The following is a 16,562-nucleotide window of genomic DNA, read 5'->3' as shown; positions in this document are numbered from 1 at the left end:
TTTCGGTCACGTATCCTGCCTGACCGGCTTCCTGCCCGCCTACTGCTGTAAATTCACCTGCCAGATGGCAAACCCGATCGCATCCGTGCCCTTTGGCTGTAGCGGATACTGTGCGTGCTGCTGAATAAAGCGGGTCGCTTTATCGCCAGGCGCAGTTTCAAAGCGGATATCCAGCGGCGTGGAGGATGCTATCGGTGCCAGACGCCAGTTATTATCCGCCTGCGGTCTGACCTCACCCTGTTTTTTCGTTTCCGCGCTGATATAGGCGGCCACCACAGAACGGTTCTCATCCGGTGAGGCAAAGGCAATGTACTTATCGCCAGTGCCGGCAAACTTACCGCCATATGCGCGGTAGTTGTTGGTCGCCACCAGGAAAGTGGCCTGCGGATCGATCGGTTTGCCCTGCCAGCTCAGCTGACGAATACGCGACGCCTGCGGATGAATCAGCTGACATTCTGCGTCATAACGCGCCGGCTGAGTGATGTCGATCTGGTAACTGACCCCATCAATCACGTCGAAGTTATAGGTGCGGAAGTCCCAGTTGATCAGCGACTGTGTTTTGCTGCTGTGCGGGTCGATCTGATTAAACTGGCCCGCTGAACACTCCAGCCACTCTTTTACCTGCGCACCGCTGACTTTCATCACCACCAGGGTATTGGGGTAGAGATAGAGATCGGCGGCGTTACGGAAGGTCAGGGGACCTTTCTCGACTTCAACGTAGCTGGCCGGATCGTTCTTACGTCCGCCCGCTTTAAAGGGTGCAGCGGCGGAGAGCACCGGCAGACCACCAAGATCCGGATCGCCCTGAATGAAGTGTTCAACGTAAGCGCGCTGGGCATTGTTGACGATCTGCACCGTCGGATCGTCCTGCACCAGCGACAGATAGCTGTACATCACATCGGCGGATTTGCCGATCGGCTTGCCGACAAATTCCCGCGTGGCACGATGATCGTCAGCCAGCAGCGTAACCAGCGCCGGATCTTCTGCCGCTAACGACTTTTTCGCGGCTGCGTCATAAATGGGCCGCGCCTCGGCTTTGCCACTGCTGACCTGCCAGTGTCCGCTGTCATTGTTCAGCACCAGATCGACCACGCCCAGATGATCGCCCCACATGCCGGGCATCACGGCCGGGATGCCATTCAGCGTTCCCTGGGCAACATCTGCGCCTTTAATACTGGCGAAGTCGCTGCCCGGGAACACCGCATGAGCATGACCAAACATAATGGCGTTGATGCCCTCAACCTGGCTGAGGTAGTAAACCGAGTTCTCCGCCATCGCGTGATACGGCTCGCTGCTCAGGCCGGAGTGGGGAATGGCGACAATAATATCCGCGCCCTGAGCGCGCATTTCAGGCACGTAGCGACGGGCGGTTTCGGTGATGTCATCCACCCGCACCTTGCCCTGCAGATTGGCTTTATCCCACACCATGATCTGCGGTGGCACAAAGCCGATATAACCTATCTTCACCGTCTGCGCTTTGCCGTCGCGGTCCACCACGCGGGTGGATTTGATCAGATAAGGCGTGAACAGCGGCTTACCTGTTTTAACGTCGATGACGTTGGCGTTGACATAAGGAAAGCGTGCGCCAGCCAGCGCTTTTTTCAGGTAAGGCAGACCATAGTTAAACTCATGATTACCCAGATTACCGACGCTGTAATCGAGTGTGTTAAGCGCCTTATAGACCGGGTGGATTTCGCCCACTTTCAGGCCCCTGGCCGCCATATAGTCGCCCAGCGGGCTACCCTGGATGATGTCGCCGTTATCGACCAGTACGCTGTTTTTAACCTGCTGGCGTGCCGCATGAATCAGCGTGGCAGTCCGCACCAGACCAAATTTTTCGGTTGGCGTGTCTTTGTAATAGTCGAAATCCATCATGTTACTGTGCAGATCGGTGGTCTCGAGTATCCGCAAATCGACCGTTGCCGCCTGTGCGGCGACTGAAACGCTCAGGGCCAGTAACATCATTCCAGGCTTAAACATGCTTGCTCCTGCTGCCAGATAAGTTAAGGCTCTCAAAATAATGTAAAAGCCTGATGAGTGGTCAGTTTAAATCGTGATGGATATAACGTTTTGGCGCATCGGTTACCCGGCCGGCCATTTCGGAATAGGGCGTAGCGGTGCAGGCGTAGCGATAAGCAGGTAACTATGGTATTGATATATCTATAAATTACTCCGTGCTGCCACTGCGCGATCGGCTTGCAGGACGGAACTGCTAAAATGTAACCATCAGGCGTTGAACTGAACGTGCAGCCGATGGACACAACGAGGTGAAAAATGTTAGAGCAAATTTGCCAACTGGCACGCGAAGCGGGCGACGCAATTATGCAGGTTTACGACGGTGCCGCGCCGCTTGACGTTTCTCACAAATCGGATGACTCGCCGGTGACCGCCGCCGACATTGCTGCGCATCAGGTGATTGTGAACGGCCTGGCGCAGCTGTCACCTGCGATACCGGTCCTGTCTGAAGAAGATCCGCCTGCCTGGGAGGTGCGTCAGCACTGGCAGCGCTACTGGCTGGTTGATCCGCTTGATGGCACCAAAGAGTTCATCAAGCGTAACGGCGAATTCACCGTCAATATTGCGCTGATTGAAGAGGGCAAGCCGGTGATGGGCGTGGTCTATGCGCCAGCACTGGGCGTGATGTACTCTGCCGCGGACGGTAAGGCCTGGAAAGAAGAGGGCGGCCGGCGTGAACAGATTCATGCGCGTGATGCCCGGCCACCGCTGGTGGTGGTGAGCCGTTCTCACGGCGACGATGATGAGATGAAACAGTACCTGAAGCAGCTCGGCGAGCATCAGACGGTAGCGACCGGTTCATCGTTGAAATTCTGCCTGGTGGCGGAAGGAAAAGCGCAGCTCTATCCGCGCTTCGGGCCGACCAACATCTGGGACACCGGTGCGGGCCACGCGGTAGCTATGGCGGCGGGTGCCCACGTACATGACTGGCAGGGCAAAACGCTGGATTACGCACCGCGCGAATCCTTCCTCAATCCTGGCTTTCGCGTTTCGCTGTTTTAATCTGTTAAGCGGGAGGGCAACCTCCCGCCGTGCGGCGCTGGTTAGTGCGCCAGCAGAGAGGTCACCAGATTAACCACCTGCTGTACTTCTTCCTGTGTCAGCGGCCCATCCTTCACAAACTTCACCGCGCCATGTTTATCCAGCACCACAATGGCTGATCCACCCGATTGCAGTTGCCAGGCACGCTGAACATTTCCCTTATCGTCGACAATAAATTGTGACCACGGATACTGCTGTTTATTGCTTTCGATGCTGCTGCGGACAAACATCCCGGTCCCGGGAATCGCATCATCCGTATTGACGATAGTGGTGGTCTGATAACGATCGTGCGGCAGCTTCGCGGCTTTGATCGCTTCGATTAACGCCGCATTCATCTGCTTAGCGGACGAGCGCCCGGCAATATGCTGAATCACGCGAACTTTTCCGTTCAGCTGCGCACTATTCCAGTTTTTGTAGCTAAACTTATCCTGCTGCAGTAACAGCTCACCTTTGTCATTCACGCCCGTTGCCGGCACGCGCGCATCCTGTTTCAGATCGTGTGCCAGGGCGCTTACCGGTATCAGTAACGACAAAACTATCGCTGCCAGAGTGATTCGCATCGCGGTTTCCTTAAGTGATCAGACCAGTTAGTCATTTTATTGCAATAGTAGGCAGGGATGATGCTGCTGTCCTGGAAAGGTGTCAGGTTTGTTATCAGCGCCACAATTTCTTAACGACTGAAGGTTTATACTGTGTTGCATGAGCGTGATAACAGAGTGTTCTGTAATGATGTGTCAACTCAGTAAAATAATTCATTTTTCGGAACATCGGCAGCGCTGAGTGTTCTATAGTTTATCCCGAATTCGCGCTTCATGGGCTCGTACCTAATTTGGAAACGGCGAAGCGTGCTTAAAATTGTACAGGAGTTAATCAGTATGAAGATCTTCCAGCGCTATAATCCGCTGCAAATAGCGAAATATGTAAAAACGCTGTTCAAAGGAAGGTTGTATATCAAGGATGTCGGCGCGTTTGAGTTCGACAAAGGGAAAGTGTTAATCCCGCGCGTCAAAGACAAACAGCATCTGAGCGTGATGTCAGAAATTAACCGCCAGGTCGTTCGTCTGAAACTTGAGTTCAACTAATCACAAGGGCGCCGATGGCGCCCTTTGAGCCTGGCCCATCAGGCTATTTTATTTGCCATTCTGAACCTGGGCAGTGCTCACAATCCTCACGTACTACGTATACGCCTGCTTGTTCCGCGCTGTCCGTGTCCAGACTGTCTGCAACAATGACGCCTTATGGGGCAGGCCCTTAGTCATCTACTCTTCTTCACTTTTGGTCATATTCAGTACCGGCGGCCGCTCATCAATGCGGGTAACCAGTAACTGATCGATGCGATAACTGTCGATATCGACCACTTCGAATTTATAACCGGCAAACTTCACAAAGTCGGTACGCTTTGGAATTTTACGCAGCATATACATCATAAAGCCACCGATGGTTTCGTAGTTGCCTGACTGCGGGAAGTCATCAATGTCCAGTACCCGCATCACATCATCAATCGGCGTTCCGCCTTCTACCAGCCACGAATTCTCATCACGCGCCACAATCTGCTCTTCCATGCCCTGGCCAACCAAATCGCCCATCAGCGTAGTCATCACGTCATTCAAAGTAATGATCCCGACCACCAGCGCATACTCATTCATGATTACTGCGAAGTCTTCACCGGCAGTTTTGAAACTCTCCAGTGCTTCAGACAGCGTCAGCGTATCGGGCACAATCAGCGCCGAGCGAATCTGTAAGCCGCTGTTCAGTGCCATGCTCTGATTTCCCAGAACCCGCAGCAGCAGTTCTTTAGAGTCAACGTAACCGACGATATGATCGATATCGCCGCTGCAGACCAGGAATTTAGAGTGAGGATGTTGGGCGATTTTGGTTTTCAGGCTGGTTTCATCTTCATGCAGATCAAACCAGACAATATTTTCACGCGAGGTCATCGAAGAGGGCACGGTGCGTGATTCCAGTTCAAACACGTTCTCGATTAACTCATGTTCCTGCTTACGCAACACGCCAGCCAGCGCACCCGCTTCCACCACCGCGTAGATATCATCAGAAGTAATATCGTCTTTGCGCACCATCGGCAGTTTGAAGATGCGGAAGAAGACGTTGGCCAGACCGTTGAACAGCCAGACCAGCGGACGCATCAACAGCAGGCAGAAGCGCATCGGGTTGATGATACGCAGGGCGATGGTTTCCGGGGCGATCATACCGACCCGTTTTGGCGTTAAGTCGGCAAACAGGATAAACAGGCTGGTAACGATGGTGAATGAGCAGATGAAACTGAGTTGCTCCGCCAGTTCCGGCGCGACAAAACGGTTAAACAGGCTGTTAAACGCTGGCGAAAAGGCGGCGTCGCCGACAATACCGCCGAGAATCGCGACGGCATTCAGACCAATCTGCACCACGGTAAAGAACATGCCCGGCGTTTCCTGCATTTTCAACACGCGTTGCGCGTTGACATTGCCTTCATCCGCCAGCAGCTTGAGTTTTATCTTGCGGGCGGCCGCCAGCGAGATTTCCGACAGGGAAAAAAATGCACTGATTACGATCAGTAACAGGATGACAAGTAAGCTATCTAACATAAGAGATCCAAAGGGTTATCCACTTGTCATTTTTGGCCTGGGCAGCGTGCAGGTGAGATCCTGAGCGATCTGCTTACCTGTCAAACAGGGCTATCCGTGCCAAAAATGTCTGCGCCAGTTCGACAGGAAAAAACAATGTCGGGGCAGAAATGAAAACAGGCGAAATGCCTGTGGTGGCAGATTATAGCAGGTGCTATCACCGGGCCGCCAGAGGGCAAACCACCTGTTCCGGTCGCGCAATTCGCCCGGCAAGCCTGTTTCCCGCTCAGATTAATCTGAGTGAACCCGGCAGCCGCTATCATTCGACGCCACAGTTGTTGTATCGATCGCATCATTTGCCGACAATAGCCCGGTATTTGACTTAGATGATGATGTTGCGCCGTCAGTTACCATAAAGTGCGGCTATGATGAGGATGTTGCCGTCACGCCAGTGCGGGCAAAGATGATTAATAAGTGCCCCGCGGAAAAGGGGCCGGCATGATTAACAGGAGTACAGGTGCCACGATTTTATGTTTATTGCATGGCCAGCCTGCTGCTTGCCGCGCCTGCTCTTGAGGCAGCGACGGTACGATTACAGGTAGAAGGCTTAACCGGGGATTTGCAAAAAAACGTCAGGGCGCGCCTGTCGACCATCGGCAGTGATGAGGTCTCTAACGACGGCCGCTTTCGCGCACGCGTCTCGGTAGCGATAAAAGAGGGCCTGCGCGCGCTCGGTTACTACGAGCCGGTTATCGATTTTGAATCCCGTCCTGCGCCTGCGCAGGGTGGCCGTCCGGTGCTGGTGGCGCGCGTGACGCCCGGCGAACCGGTGAAAATTGGCGGCAGCAGCATCGTTGTTGAGGGCGATGCCCGTAACGATGCCGACTATAAAGCCTGGGTGGCGCAGGGGCGTCCCAAAGTGGGGACCCAGCTCAACCACGGTCAGTATGACAGTTTCAAAAGTGGCTTCTCTAATCTTGCGCTGCGTAATGGCTATTTTGATGGCGTATTTAAAAAGAGCCAGTTAGGCGTATCGGTCGAGCGGCGAGAAGCGTTCTGGGATATCGACTACGACAGCGGTCAGCGCTACCGTTTTGGCGACGTCACTTTTCAGGGCTCGCAAATTCGCGAAGAGTACCTGCAAAATCTGGTGCCATTTAAGCAGGGCGACGACTACAGTTCACGCGATTTGGCTGAGCTGAATCGCCGTCTCTCTGCCACCGGCTGGTTCAATTCGGTGGTGGTGGCACCGGAATTCAAACAGGGGCGCAAAACCAAAGTTCTGCCGCTCAATGCGGTGATGTCACCGCGTACCGAAAACACCATTGAAACCGGGGTGGGTTACTCGACAGATGTCGGGCCTCGACTGAAAGGGACCTGGAGAAAACCGTGGATCAACGATCGCGGTCACAGTCTGGCGGCCAGCGCCTACGTCTCTGCCCCTGAACAGCAGGTCGATCTGAGCTATAAAGTCCCGCTGCTGAAAAGCCCGCTGGAACAGTACTATACCTTCTCGGGCGGTCTGAAGCGCACCGACCTCAACGACACCAAAGCCGATACCACGACACTGGCGATGTCGCGCAACTGGGACAGCAGCAGCGGCTGGCAGAAGGCCGTTAATCTGCGCTGGAGCCTGGATCACTTTACCCAGGGTAGCGTCACCAATACCACCATGCTGCTCTACCCAGGCGTCAGCGTAAACCGTACCCGCTCACGCGGCGGCTTAATGCCGACCTGGGGTGACTCGCAGCGCTACTCGGTAGACGTGTCCGACACCACCTGGGGTTCAGACGTTGACTTCCTGATTATGCAGGCGCAAAACGTCTGGATCCGCACGCTGGGTGATAAGCATCGTTTTGTCGCACGCGGCAATCTTGGCTGGATCGAAACCAATGACTTCGACAAAGTGCCGCCGGATCTACGCTTCTTCGCGGGCGGCGACCGCAGTATTCGCGGCTACAAATATAAAAACATCTCCCCTCGCGATGAGGACGGCAAACTGACCGGTGCCTCAAAACTCGCCACCGGATCGCTGGAATATCAGTACAACGTCAGCGGCAAATGGTGGGGCGCGGTATTTGTCGATTCCGGCGAAGCGGTCAACGATATCAAGCAGAGTAACGTTAAAACCGGCGCGGGCTTCGGCGTGCGCTGGTCTTCACCGGTTGGGCCAATCAAACTGGATATTGCCCGGCCGATTGGGGATGACGAGGAACATGGATTGCAATTTTATATAGGACTGGGGCCTGAACTATGAAGCTGTGGAAAAAGGTCCTGATCGGCATTCTGATTTTTCTGGTGCTGCTATTGGGCGGCGTGGCTTTTTTAGTCGGCACCACGCCCGGTCTGCACCTGCTGTTAAATGGCGCTTCGCGCTGGGTACCGGGTTTATCGATCAAACAGGTCGATGGCGGCTGGCGTAATCTGACCCTCACTGGGTTGCGGTATGAGATGCCCGGCGTCAGCGTCGATGCGGGACATATTCACCTGGCGGTCGACCTCAACTGTCTGCTGCACTCATCGGTCTGCGTTAACGATGTCTCCCTGAGCGATATCAGCGTGGTGGTCGACAGCAAGAAGATGACGCCAGCCAGCGAGCCGCCGCCGGAAGAGGAGAGCGGCAACGCCAACCTCAGCACGCCATATCCGATTACGCTGAAGCATCTCGGCCTGCACAATATCAATGTCAAAGTTGACGATACCGCCATCTCGCTGCTGGATTTCACCACCGGTTTGCAGTGGCAGGATCGTGCGCTGACGCTTAACCCGACCCATATTCAAAGCCTGCTGATTGCTCTGCCGAAAGCGGCGCAGGTAGCGAATGAGCAGGTGGTACAGCCGAAGGTTCAGCAGCCTGAGCCAGCGGAGAAGCCACTGGGTGAAACCCTGCAGGCGATGTTTGCACAACCGCTGCTGCCCGCACTCCCCGATTTTCAGCTGCCGCTGGATATTGACGTACAGCAGATCCTGGGCGAGCAATTACGCATCACCGGTGATACTGATATTTCCATCAGCCGGTTACTGCTGAAAGCGAAAACCGCTGACCGCCAGATGCAGCTCAGCACGCTGGAAGTGGACTCAAATCTCGGCAAGCTGAACGGCAGCGGTCAGGCGACGCTGGCGGATAACTGGCCGGTCGATTTCTCGCTTAACGGTGACGTCAATACCGACCCGATTAAAGGCGAAAAAATCGCGCTGACGCTGAAGGGCGCGATGCGCGATGAGCTGAAGCTGGCGCTCAACCTGTCCGGTCCGGTGAAGGCGCAGCTGGATGCCACCACCCAGCTGGCAGTGGCGGGCTTGCCGCTGTCGCTACAGCTTACCAGCCCGCAGCTGCGCTGGCCGTTAACCGGGGCGGTACAGTACCAGGCTGATAACCTTGACTACCAGTTCAAAGGCAAAGCCACTGATTACGTGATGTCGCTACGGACGGCCGTGAAAGGGGAAGCCGTGCCTCCGGCAAACATTTCGCTGACGGGTAAGGGTAATGTCGAACAGTTCAGCCTCGACAAACTGCGTATCGCGGCGTTGCAGGGCAACATCGACCTGACGGCGCTGGTGGACTGGCGTAAGGCGATCAGCTGGCGCAGCGAATTGACGCTGGCGGGCATCAACACTGCTCAGCAGTATCCCGACTGGCCCGCCAGACTGGATGGCAAAATCACCACCCGTGGCAGCCTGTACGGCGGAAGCTGGCAGTTAAGCGTGCCGCAGCTGCAGCTGAAAGGGAATGTAAAGCAGAACGCGGTCACGGCAGAAGGCTCGCTCACCGGCAACAGTTACAACCAGTGGACGGTGCCGGGCATTAAGCTGGCGCTGGGTCGTAACCATCTGGACGTGAAGGGCGGATTAGGTGAACAGCTGGATCTGGATGCCAGCATTGACGCGCCGCAACTCGATAATGCGCTGCCCGGTCTGGGCGGCGTGGTCAAAGGCACGATCAAAGCGCGCGGAACCCTGAGCGCGCCGCAGCTGCTGGCCGATCTCAATGCCCGTGGACTGCGCTGGCAGCAGATGCAGATTAACCGCGTCACGCTGGAGGGCGATGTCCGTTCCGGCGAGCAGGTGGCCGGTAAGCTGCAACTGCGCGTTGAGCAACTGAAACAGGATGCACTCAGCATTAATCTGCTGACCCTGAATGCAGACGGCAACGAGCACCAGCATCAGCTGAAGCTCAATGTACAGGGCGAGCCGGTGTCCGGTCAGCTGGCGCTGAACGGCAGTTTTGATCGCCAGACGCAGCGCTGGAAAGGCGAACTGAACAACACCCGCTTTGATACGCCGGTAGGGGAATGGCGGTTGACGCGGGCGATGACCATTGACTACCTCAATAGCAAACAGACGGCTACCATCGGTCCTCACTGCTGGCAGAATCCGAATGCGCAACTCTGCGTACCGGAACCGGTTGAAGCCGGCCCGAGTGGCAAGGCGCATGTGGTGCTGAACCGTTTTGATCTGGCAATGGTTAAGCCGTTTATGCCGGACGCGACCCAGCTCAGCGGCGTGTTCAGCGGTGATGTTCGGGTTAACTGGCAGGCCGGTAAGGGCCTGCCGACCGGTACGGTGTCGCTGAAAGGTAACGGCGTTAAAGTGCAGCAGGATGTACAGGGCAATACCCTGCCGATCGCCTTTGATACCCTGAACCTGAATGCGGCGCTGCGTGATGGACGTGCCCGGCTCGACTGGCTGATCCGTATCGCCAATAACGGCCAGCTGGATGGCAACGTTCAGATCACCGATCCGGAAAATCGCCGCACGCTGGGCGGTAACGTCAATATCCGTAACCTGTCGCTGGCGATGCTGAACCCGGCGCTGATGCAGGGCGAGAAGATCAAAGGCAACCTCAACAGCAGTTTAAGGCTGGCGGGCAGCGTGCAGCAGCCACAGGTGTTTGGTCAGCTTGGCCTGTCTGATGTCGATGTCGATGGCAGCTTTATGCCGGTCGATCTCACCGCCGCCAATCTCAATCTGGTGTTTAACGGCATGAGCTCGACCCTGAACGGGCTGATTCAGACCGCGCAGGGCAATATTAATCTCAACGGTAACGCCGACTGGAGCCAGCTCGATAACTGGCGCGCGCGCGTGGCGGCGCAGGGCAGTCGGGTGCGGGTCACGGTGCCACCGATGGTGCGGATGGATGTCTCGCCGGATCTGGTGTTCGAAGCTACGCCGGCAGCATTTAACCTGTCGGGGCGGGTCGAGGTTCCGTGGGCGCGCATCACGGTGCAGGAAGTGCCGGAAAGTGCTACGGGCGTCTCGTCTGATGAAGTGATGCTGGATCAGAACCTCAAGCCGATTCAGCCGAAAACCGCAGCCATTCCGATCAACAGCAACCTGGTTATCCACGTCGGTAACGATGTGCGTCTCTCCGCGTTCGGGCTGAAAGCGAAGCTGAATGGCGATCTGAAACTGGTGCAGGATCGCTCCGGGCTCGGTCTCAACGGCCAGATCAACATCCCGTCCGGCCGCTTCCACGCCTATGGACAGGATCTGATTGTGCGTAAGGGCGAGTTGCAGTTTGCCGGCCCGCCCGATCAGCCTTACATCAATCTGGAAGCGATCCGTAACCCGGAGGCGACTGAAGATGACGTTACCGCCGGATTGCGGGTCACCGGCCTGGCCGATGAGCCAAAAGCGGAAGTCTTCTCCGATCCGGCGATGTCGCAACAGGAAGCGCTCTCTTACCTGCTGCGCGGTCAGGGACTCGGCAGCAGCGGCGACAGTAACGCGCTAACCTCAGCGCTTGTTGGCTTAGGGGTTGCACAAAGTGGGCAGGTTGTGGGTAAAATCGGTGAGACATTCGGTGTCAGTAACCTGGCCCTTGATACTGCCGGTGTTGGCGACAGCCAGCAGGTGCAGGTCAGCGGCTATGTACTACCGGGTCTGCAGGTAAAATACGGTGTCGGCATATTTGATTCACTGGCGACGTTAACCTTGCGTTACCGCCTGATGCCTAAACTCTATTTGGAAGCCGTGTCCGGTGTGGATCAGGCTCTCGATTTGCTCTATCAGTTTGAGTTTTAGCAATGCGAATAATTGTCTACGGCAGTTTACGGCGCAAACAGGGAAACAGTCACTGGATGACGAATGCGCAATGGCTGGGAGATTTCCAGATTGAGGGCTTTGAGCTTTACAGTCTGGGACATTATCCCGGCGTGATTGAGGGCAATGGAGCGGTGCAGTGTGAAGTATACCGCATCGATGCCTCAACCCTGGGTGAGCTGGATGCGCTCCGCACCAAGGGGGGAGAGTACAAACGTCATCTGATTCAGACGCCGTTTGGCAGCGCATGGCTTTATGTCTATCAACGCTCAGTGGCAGGTCGCCAGCGTATCCTGAGCGGAGACTGGCTAAAGCGTGATGAAGAGCCAGAGGGCTGAACAAAAACACCGTCCATCTGGACGGTGTTTTTTTTTTCGACTTACCGGCTGACAGCAGAATTACTTCTTCTGTGCGCGCTCGTAAGAGGAGATGATTTCAGCTTTGGCCGCTTCGGCATTATCCCAGCCATCCACTTTAACCCATTTGCCTTTTTCCAGATCTTTGTAGTGCTCAAAGAAGTGGGTGATCTGTGCGCGCAGCAGTTCTGGCAGGTCGTTCACATCTTTGATGTGATCGTACTCTTTAGAGAGTTTGGTGTGCGGAACCGCAACCAGTTTGGCATCTTCGCCAGACTCGTCGGTCATTTTCAGCACGCCAACCGGACGGCAACGGATCACAGAACCTGGCTCCAGTGGGTGTGGCGTTGGGACCAGCACGTCAACCGGATCACCATCCAGTGACAGAGTGTGGTTGATGTAGCCGTAGTTGCACGGATAGAACATGGCGGTAGACATAAAACGGTCTACAAACAGGGCACCAGACTCTTTATCAACTTCATATTTGATCGGATCGGCATTGGCCGGGATCTCAATGATTACGTAGATATCTTCTGGCAGGTCTTTACCTGCTGGCACCTGGTTCAAACTCATCGGGCATTCCTTCAGTAGTCGTATGTTGAGTGTCGGCTATTATAGCCAACTGACTCTGAAAGTATGCCCTCTTTTGGCGTTTCGGAATGCACCCTAACGCTATTTCGCCGTCACAAACAGCGAAACAATCCCGGCCGCAATCAGCGGTCCGACCGGCACGCCACGGAAAAACGCCACGCCGATCACCGTACCAATCAGCAAGCCGCCGATAACCGAGGGCTGCACGCTCATAAAGTTAACGCCGCGCCCCCCCAGCCAGGCGACAAAAATGCCGACCAGAATCGCCACGATCGACTTCCAGTTGGCAAAAGATTTGAGCAACGCCGACGCAGGCAGCGATCCGCTGGCCAGTGGCGCCATCACCGCCACAGTAAGAATAATGATGCCTAACGTAATGCCCTGCTTCTCCACGTAGGGAAAAAACTGCGCCAGCGGGGTGATCTTGATCGCCAGCAGCACCAGAATGGAGATGGTGACGGCGTTGTTGTGAACGAAATAACTGAGGACGGCGAGGCAGATCAGAATAATGGTCGAGGCATAAGCAGCCATGGTTTCTCCCTGAAAATGGACGAGTGCGCTGAGGTCATCAGCCAGCGCATAAACGGGTGGTAATCAACAATCATCCGGGTTGGCGCAGCTGCCTTTACTCAGCGATTGCAACATCAATGCCTGGTTACGCACCAGGCTAACGTTCTGCGCGCCCAGCGCTACGCTACCCAGCGTACCCTGATCGCTTAGCCGGCTGCGGCTCGCTGTCAGCCAGCTGTCGCGGTAGCTGAGCCAGGCACGCTGCGCCTGACGCAAAGTTGTTTTCGCTTCGCCGGTTAACTGGCTCATCAGTTTGCCATATTGATTATTCATTTCCTGATCCCAGGCTTTACTGGCCACGGCATAGCACTGATTCATCGCAAGGGTGGTCGATGCGCCGCTAAGACAGCGATTCAGTGCGGCATCTGCGGGCAGATCCTGTGCCATTGCCACGTCACTGGCCAACAGCAGGGCCAGAAGCCATCCTGTTTTCATTATTTTTCCCCGGGTTACTGATAAGCGGCGTCCAGCTTGATAGATGTCTCCGTGATGATCAAGTCGTTAACCGTTCATTAAGGTTAAAGTTTAGCGGGGTGATGGCCGATACCTGTTCCGTTTTAGGGCCGCTGGAAATTTCGCCTTTTCTCATACACGGAAACTATCAAGATGAAACAGTTATCACTTCGCACGGGGTTGCTGGCATTGCTGGCATTTATGACACTGCTGCTGTTGGCGGTGAGTTTTATGGGTATCGTGGCAATTAACAAAGGGAACCGGTCGCTGGATGTGATTAATCGCATCCAGGGAGTTGAGCTGAACAGCCTCTATCAGAGCAACGCGGATTTAATGCGTGCGCGCGCCAACGCGGCGCTGGCGGTGCGAAAAATTGAAATTGGCTTGCTGGAAGAGGGGGCCGGTGTCACTAAGCTGGCGCAGGCCGATGTGGTGGCATCGCAACAGAGCCTGAAGCGTTTTGTTGATGCGGGCACCGTGACGGCACACGGCAAAACGCTGGCGGATGCGGTGGCGGGCAGCTACAAGGCCTATCTTGAGCAGGGCATCAGGCCGATGATGAGCGCGCTGGATAAGCAATATACCGATGAATATTATCAGCTGCTGGAGGGCAACCTGGCCGCACTGGCCGCCCGCTACAGCAAGGCGGTGGACGATTTCGGCCAGTACGCGAACCAGGTGACCGCGACGCAGCTGGATCAGGCGGCCTATAACGAAACCAAAATGAAAATTCTGATCGCGGTGGCGGTGGTACTGACGTTGCTGCTGTTAGTGCTGGCCTGGCAACTGCTGCGCCGGATGTTGCTCCAGCCGCTCAACAGCGCCATCGTCCATCTGGAGCAGGTGGCAGCAGGGGATTTATCCCAGACCCTGCCGGCGGCGGGCAACAATGAACTGGGCCGGCTCAATCATGCGCTAGCAGAGATGCAGCAGGCGCTGCGCGCATCAGTCAGTCAGGTGCGCGAAGCCAGCCTGCAAATCGACATCGGCAGCCGTGAACTGGCTGCCGGCAACGTTAATCTGTCACAGCGCACCGAAGAATCTGCGGCCTCGCTGGAGCAGACGGCAGCCAGCATGGAGCAGTTAACCGCGACGGTGCGGCTCAATGCCAGCAACGCGCAGCAGGCGCATCAGCTGGCGAATGCGGTATCGGATACAGCCGATCGCGGCGCTGAAGTTGTCTGCTACGTGATGGAAAAAATGCACGAAATCACCGACAGCGCCAACCGCATCGGCGACATTCTCAGCGTGATTGACGGCATCGCCTTCCAGACCAACATTCTGGCGCTGAATGCGGCGGTTGAAGCGGCGCGCGCCGGTGAACAGGGACGGGGCTTTGCGGTAGTCGCGAATGAAGTGCGCACCCTGGCGCAGCGCAGCGCCAACGCCGCCAAAGAGATCCGCACGCTGATCGGCGACTCACAATCCCGGGTTAAAGAGGGCAGCGAGATGGCGACGCGTGCCGGAGAAACCATGGATGAGATTTCAGGTGAGGTGATGCGGGTCACGGCGCTGATGAAGGAGATCTCGATGGCTTCTGACGAGCAGAGCCGCGGCATTGAACAGGTCAATCTGGCGGTGACGCAGATGGATGAAGCCGCGCAGCAGAACGCCGCGCTGGTGGAGCAGGCTACTGCGGCGACCCAGTCGCTGGAAGCCCAGTCCGGTCAGCTACAGGCGACCATGGCGCAGTTCCGTTTGCAGCCGGTCTGAAACCAAAAAAAGGGCGCGATATTCGCGCCCTTTGATTGTCGCCAGATTAACCCTGACGGCAATCCGGGAACTCGGCCAGGAAGCGCTCAACGTCGTTTACCATCGCCTCGTTACCGCAGTAGAACGGACAGCGCTGATGCAGCGTCACCGGTGGAATATCCAGAATGCGTTTCTGACCATCGCTGGCCTTACCACCCGCCTGCTCGGCGAGGAACGCCATCGGGTTGCACTCATACAGCAGACGCAGCTTACCTTGCGGATGGCTGGCGGTGCTTGGATAGAGATAGATGCCACCCTTCAGCAGGTTACGGTGGAAATCCGCGACCAGCGACCCGATATAGCGGGACGTATATGGACGGTGTGTCGCGATATCCTCTTCCTGACAGAACTTCAGATATTTCTTCACGCCCTGCGGGAAACGGATGTAGTTACCTTCGTTAATTGAATAGGTATAACCGGTTTCCGGGAAGGTCATCCGCTCGTGGCTGAGGCAGAACACGCCCAGTGACGGATCGTAAGTGAACGCATGCACGCCTGCACCGGTGGTATAGACCATCATGGTTGACGAGCCGTACACCACGTAACCGGCAGCGACCTGCTTGTTGCCCGGCTGCATAAAGTCCGCTTCAACAACCGGCGTACCCGGCTCGCTGACGCGGCGATAGATAGAAAAGATGGTACCAACAGAAACGTTAACGTCGATATTCGATGACCCATCCAGTGGATCCATCAATACAACATATTTACCGTTTTCCTCACCTTCAAAGATAACGAACTCGTCCTCTTCTTCAGACGCGATACCGGCGACGATGCCACGGGCTTTCAATGCCGCTTTCAGTTTTTCGTTGGCGAACAGATCTAACTTCATCTGCTGCTCACCCTGAACATTCTCAACCCCACTGGCACCGAGAATATCCACTAAACCGGCTTTATTGATGTCGCGGTGGATAATTTTGGCACCCAGCTTGATGGCTGAAATCAGCGCCGTCAGTTCACCTGTGGCGTGCGGAAAGTCGTGTTGCTTCTCGACGATAAATTCGCCCAACGTTTTCATAACACATTCCCTGAATCTTCGATGGAGTGGCAGCATGCGTAACATTCTGCCAACGTATGCGTACGCAGTTTAGCCGATTGAACTTCAAAAACCATAGTCCTAATCCGTTTCTTCCGTCTTCGAGCGGCGTTACACTGTGCGCCGAACTTTTGAGTAATGGATCTC

Annotated in this window: 13 protein-coding genes; 6 read left to right on the top strand and 7 right to left on the bottom strand. The window is 55.6% G+C overall.

The features are described 5' to 3' along the window. Positions 1-39: 39 nt before the first annotated feature. The gene (locus HA41_RS09620) at positions 40-1,980 is read right to left on the bottom strand and encodes a bifunctional 2',3'-cyclic-nucleotide 2'-phosphodiesterase/3'-nucleotidase (protein WP_094120596.1); all 1,941 of its coding nucleotides are present in this window, start codon (positions 1,978-1,980) and stop codon (positions 40-42) included. A gap of 294 nt (positions 1,981-2,274) precedes the next feature. On the opposite strand from HA41_RS09620, the gene cysQ reads away from it, so the two are divergent. After that, positions 2,275-3,018 (top strand): 3'(2'),5'-bisphosphate nucleotidase CysQ, encoded by a 744-nt coding sequence (gene cysQ / locus HA41_RS09615; protein ID WP_094120595.1) that lies wholly within the window; start codon positions 2,275-2,277, stop codon positions 3,016-3,018. 41 nt (positions 3,019-3,059) lie between these two features. Here the strand turns inward: cysQ and HA41_RS09610 are convergent, their stop codons facing one another. Beyond that, on the bottom strand, positions 3,060-3,617 hold the full coding sequence (locus HA41_RS09610; protein ID WP_094120594.1) for a YtfJ family protein: 558 nt from the start codon (positions 3,615-3,617) through the stop codon (positions 3,060-3,062). Positions 3,618-3,932: 315 nt separating this feature from the next. Here HA41_RS09610 and HA41_RS09605 point away from each other — a divergent pair, with 315 nt between their 5' ends. Then, positions 3,933-4,139 (top strand): DUF1107 domain-containing protein, encoded by a 207-nt coding sequence (locus HA41_RS09605; protein ID WP_003855513.1) that lies wholly within the window; start codon positions 3,933-3,935, stop codon positions 4,137-4,139. Between the two features lie 177 nt (positions 4,140-4,316). Here HA41_RS09605 and paeA read toward each other — a convergent pair whose 3' ends face one another. Then, a complete protein-coding gene (paeA, locus tag HA41_RS09600) occupies positions 4,317-5,639 on the bottom strand; it encodes a polyamine export protein PaeA (RefSeq protein ID WP_094120593.1) in 1,323 nt (440 codons plus the stop codon). A 520-nt stretch (positions 5,640-6,159) separates the two neighbouring features. Here paeA and tamA point away from each other — a divergent pair. Genes tamA through HA41_RS09585 form a run of 3 tightly spaced genes read left to right on the top strand, consistent with a single transcriptional unit; the run spans position 6,160 to position 11,998 of the window. Then, entirely contained in the window at positions 6,160-7,875 is a 1,716-nt protein-coding gene (gene tamA / locus HA41_RS09595) for an autotransporter assembly complex protein TamA (protein WP_208612755.1), read from the top strand. Next, positions 7,872-11,642, top strand: coding sequence for an autotransporter assembly complex protein TamB (tamB, locus tag HA41_RS09590; protein ID WP_094120591.1), 3,771 nt, complete (start codon positions 7,872-7,874; stop codon positions 11,640-11,642). Before tamA ends, tamB begins: the two co-directional genes overlap by 4 nt. A gap of 2 nt (positions 11,643-11,644) precedes the next feature. Further along, entirely contained in the window at positions 11,645-11,998 is a 354-nt protein-coding gene (locus HA41_RS09585; protein WP_094120590.1) for a gamma-glutamylcyclotransferase family protein, read from the top strand. A gap of 60 nt (positions 11,999-12,058) precedes the next feature. Here the strand turns inward: HA41_RS09585 and ppa are convergent, their stop codons facing one another. The 3 genes from ppa to HA41_RS09570 form a co-directional block, all read right to left on the bottom strand. Beyond that, a complete protein-coding gene (gene ppa / locus HA41_RS09580) occupies positions 12,059-12,589 on the bottom strand; it encodes an inorganic diphosphatase (protein ID WP_094120589.1) in 531 nt (176 codons plus the stop codon). A gap of 99 nt (positions 12,590-12,688) precedes the next feature. Continuing rightward, positions 12,689-13,138, bottom strand: a complete 450-nt coding sequence (locus tag HA41_RS09575) for a DUF441 domain-containing protein (protein WP_094120588.1) — start codon at positions 13,136-13,138, stop codon at positions 12,689-12,691. A 63-nt stretch (positions 13,139-13,201) separates the two neighbouring features. Next, on the bottom strand, positions 13,202-13,612 hold the full coding sequence (locus HA41_RS09570) for a lysozyme inhibitor LprI family protein (RefSeq protein ID WP_094120587.1): 411 nt from the start codon (positions 13,610-13,612) through the stop codon (positions 13,202-13,204). A gap of 171 nt (positions 13,613-13,783) precedes the next feature. On the opposite strand from HA41_RS09570, the gene HA41_RS09565 reads away from it, so the two are divergent. Beyond that, on the top strand, positions 13,784-15,343 hold the full coding sequence (locus HA41_RS09565; protein WP_094120586.1) for a methyl-accepting chemotaxis protein: 1,560 nt from the start codon (positions 13,784-13,786) through the stop codon (positions 15,341-15,343). A gap of 46 nt (positions 15,344-15,389) precedes the next feature. Here the strand turns inward: HA41_RS09565 and fbp are convergent, their stop codons facing one another. Beyond that, positions 15,390-16,397, bottom strand: coding sequence for a class 1 fructose-bisphosphatase (gene fbp / locus HA41_RS09560; RefSeq protein WP_094120585.1), 1,008 nt, complete (start codon positions 16,395-16,397; stop codon positions 15,390-15,392). Between the last annotated feature and the right edge of the window lie 165 nt (positions 16,398-16,562).

The sequence above is a fragment of the Pantoea conspicua genome, from assembly GCF_002095315.1.
GTDB classification, from domain to species: domain Bacteria; phylum Pseudomonadota; class Gammaproteobacteria; order Enterobacterales; family Enterobacteriaceae; genus Pantoea; species Pantoea conspicua.
This window is presented reverse-complemented; position numbering and strand designations above follow the sequence as displayed.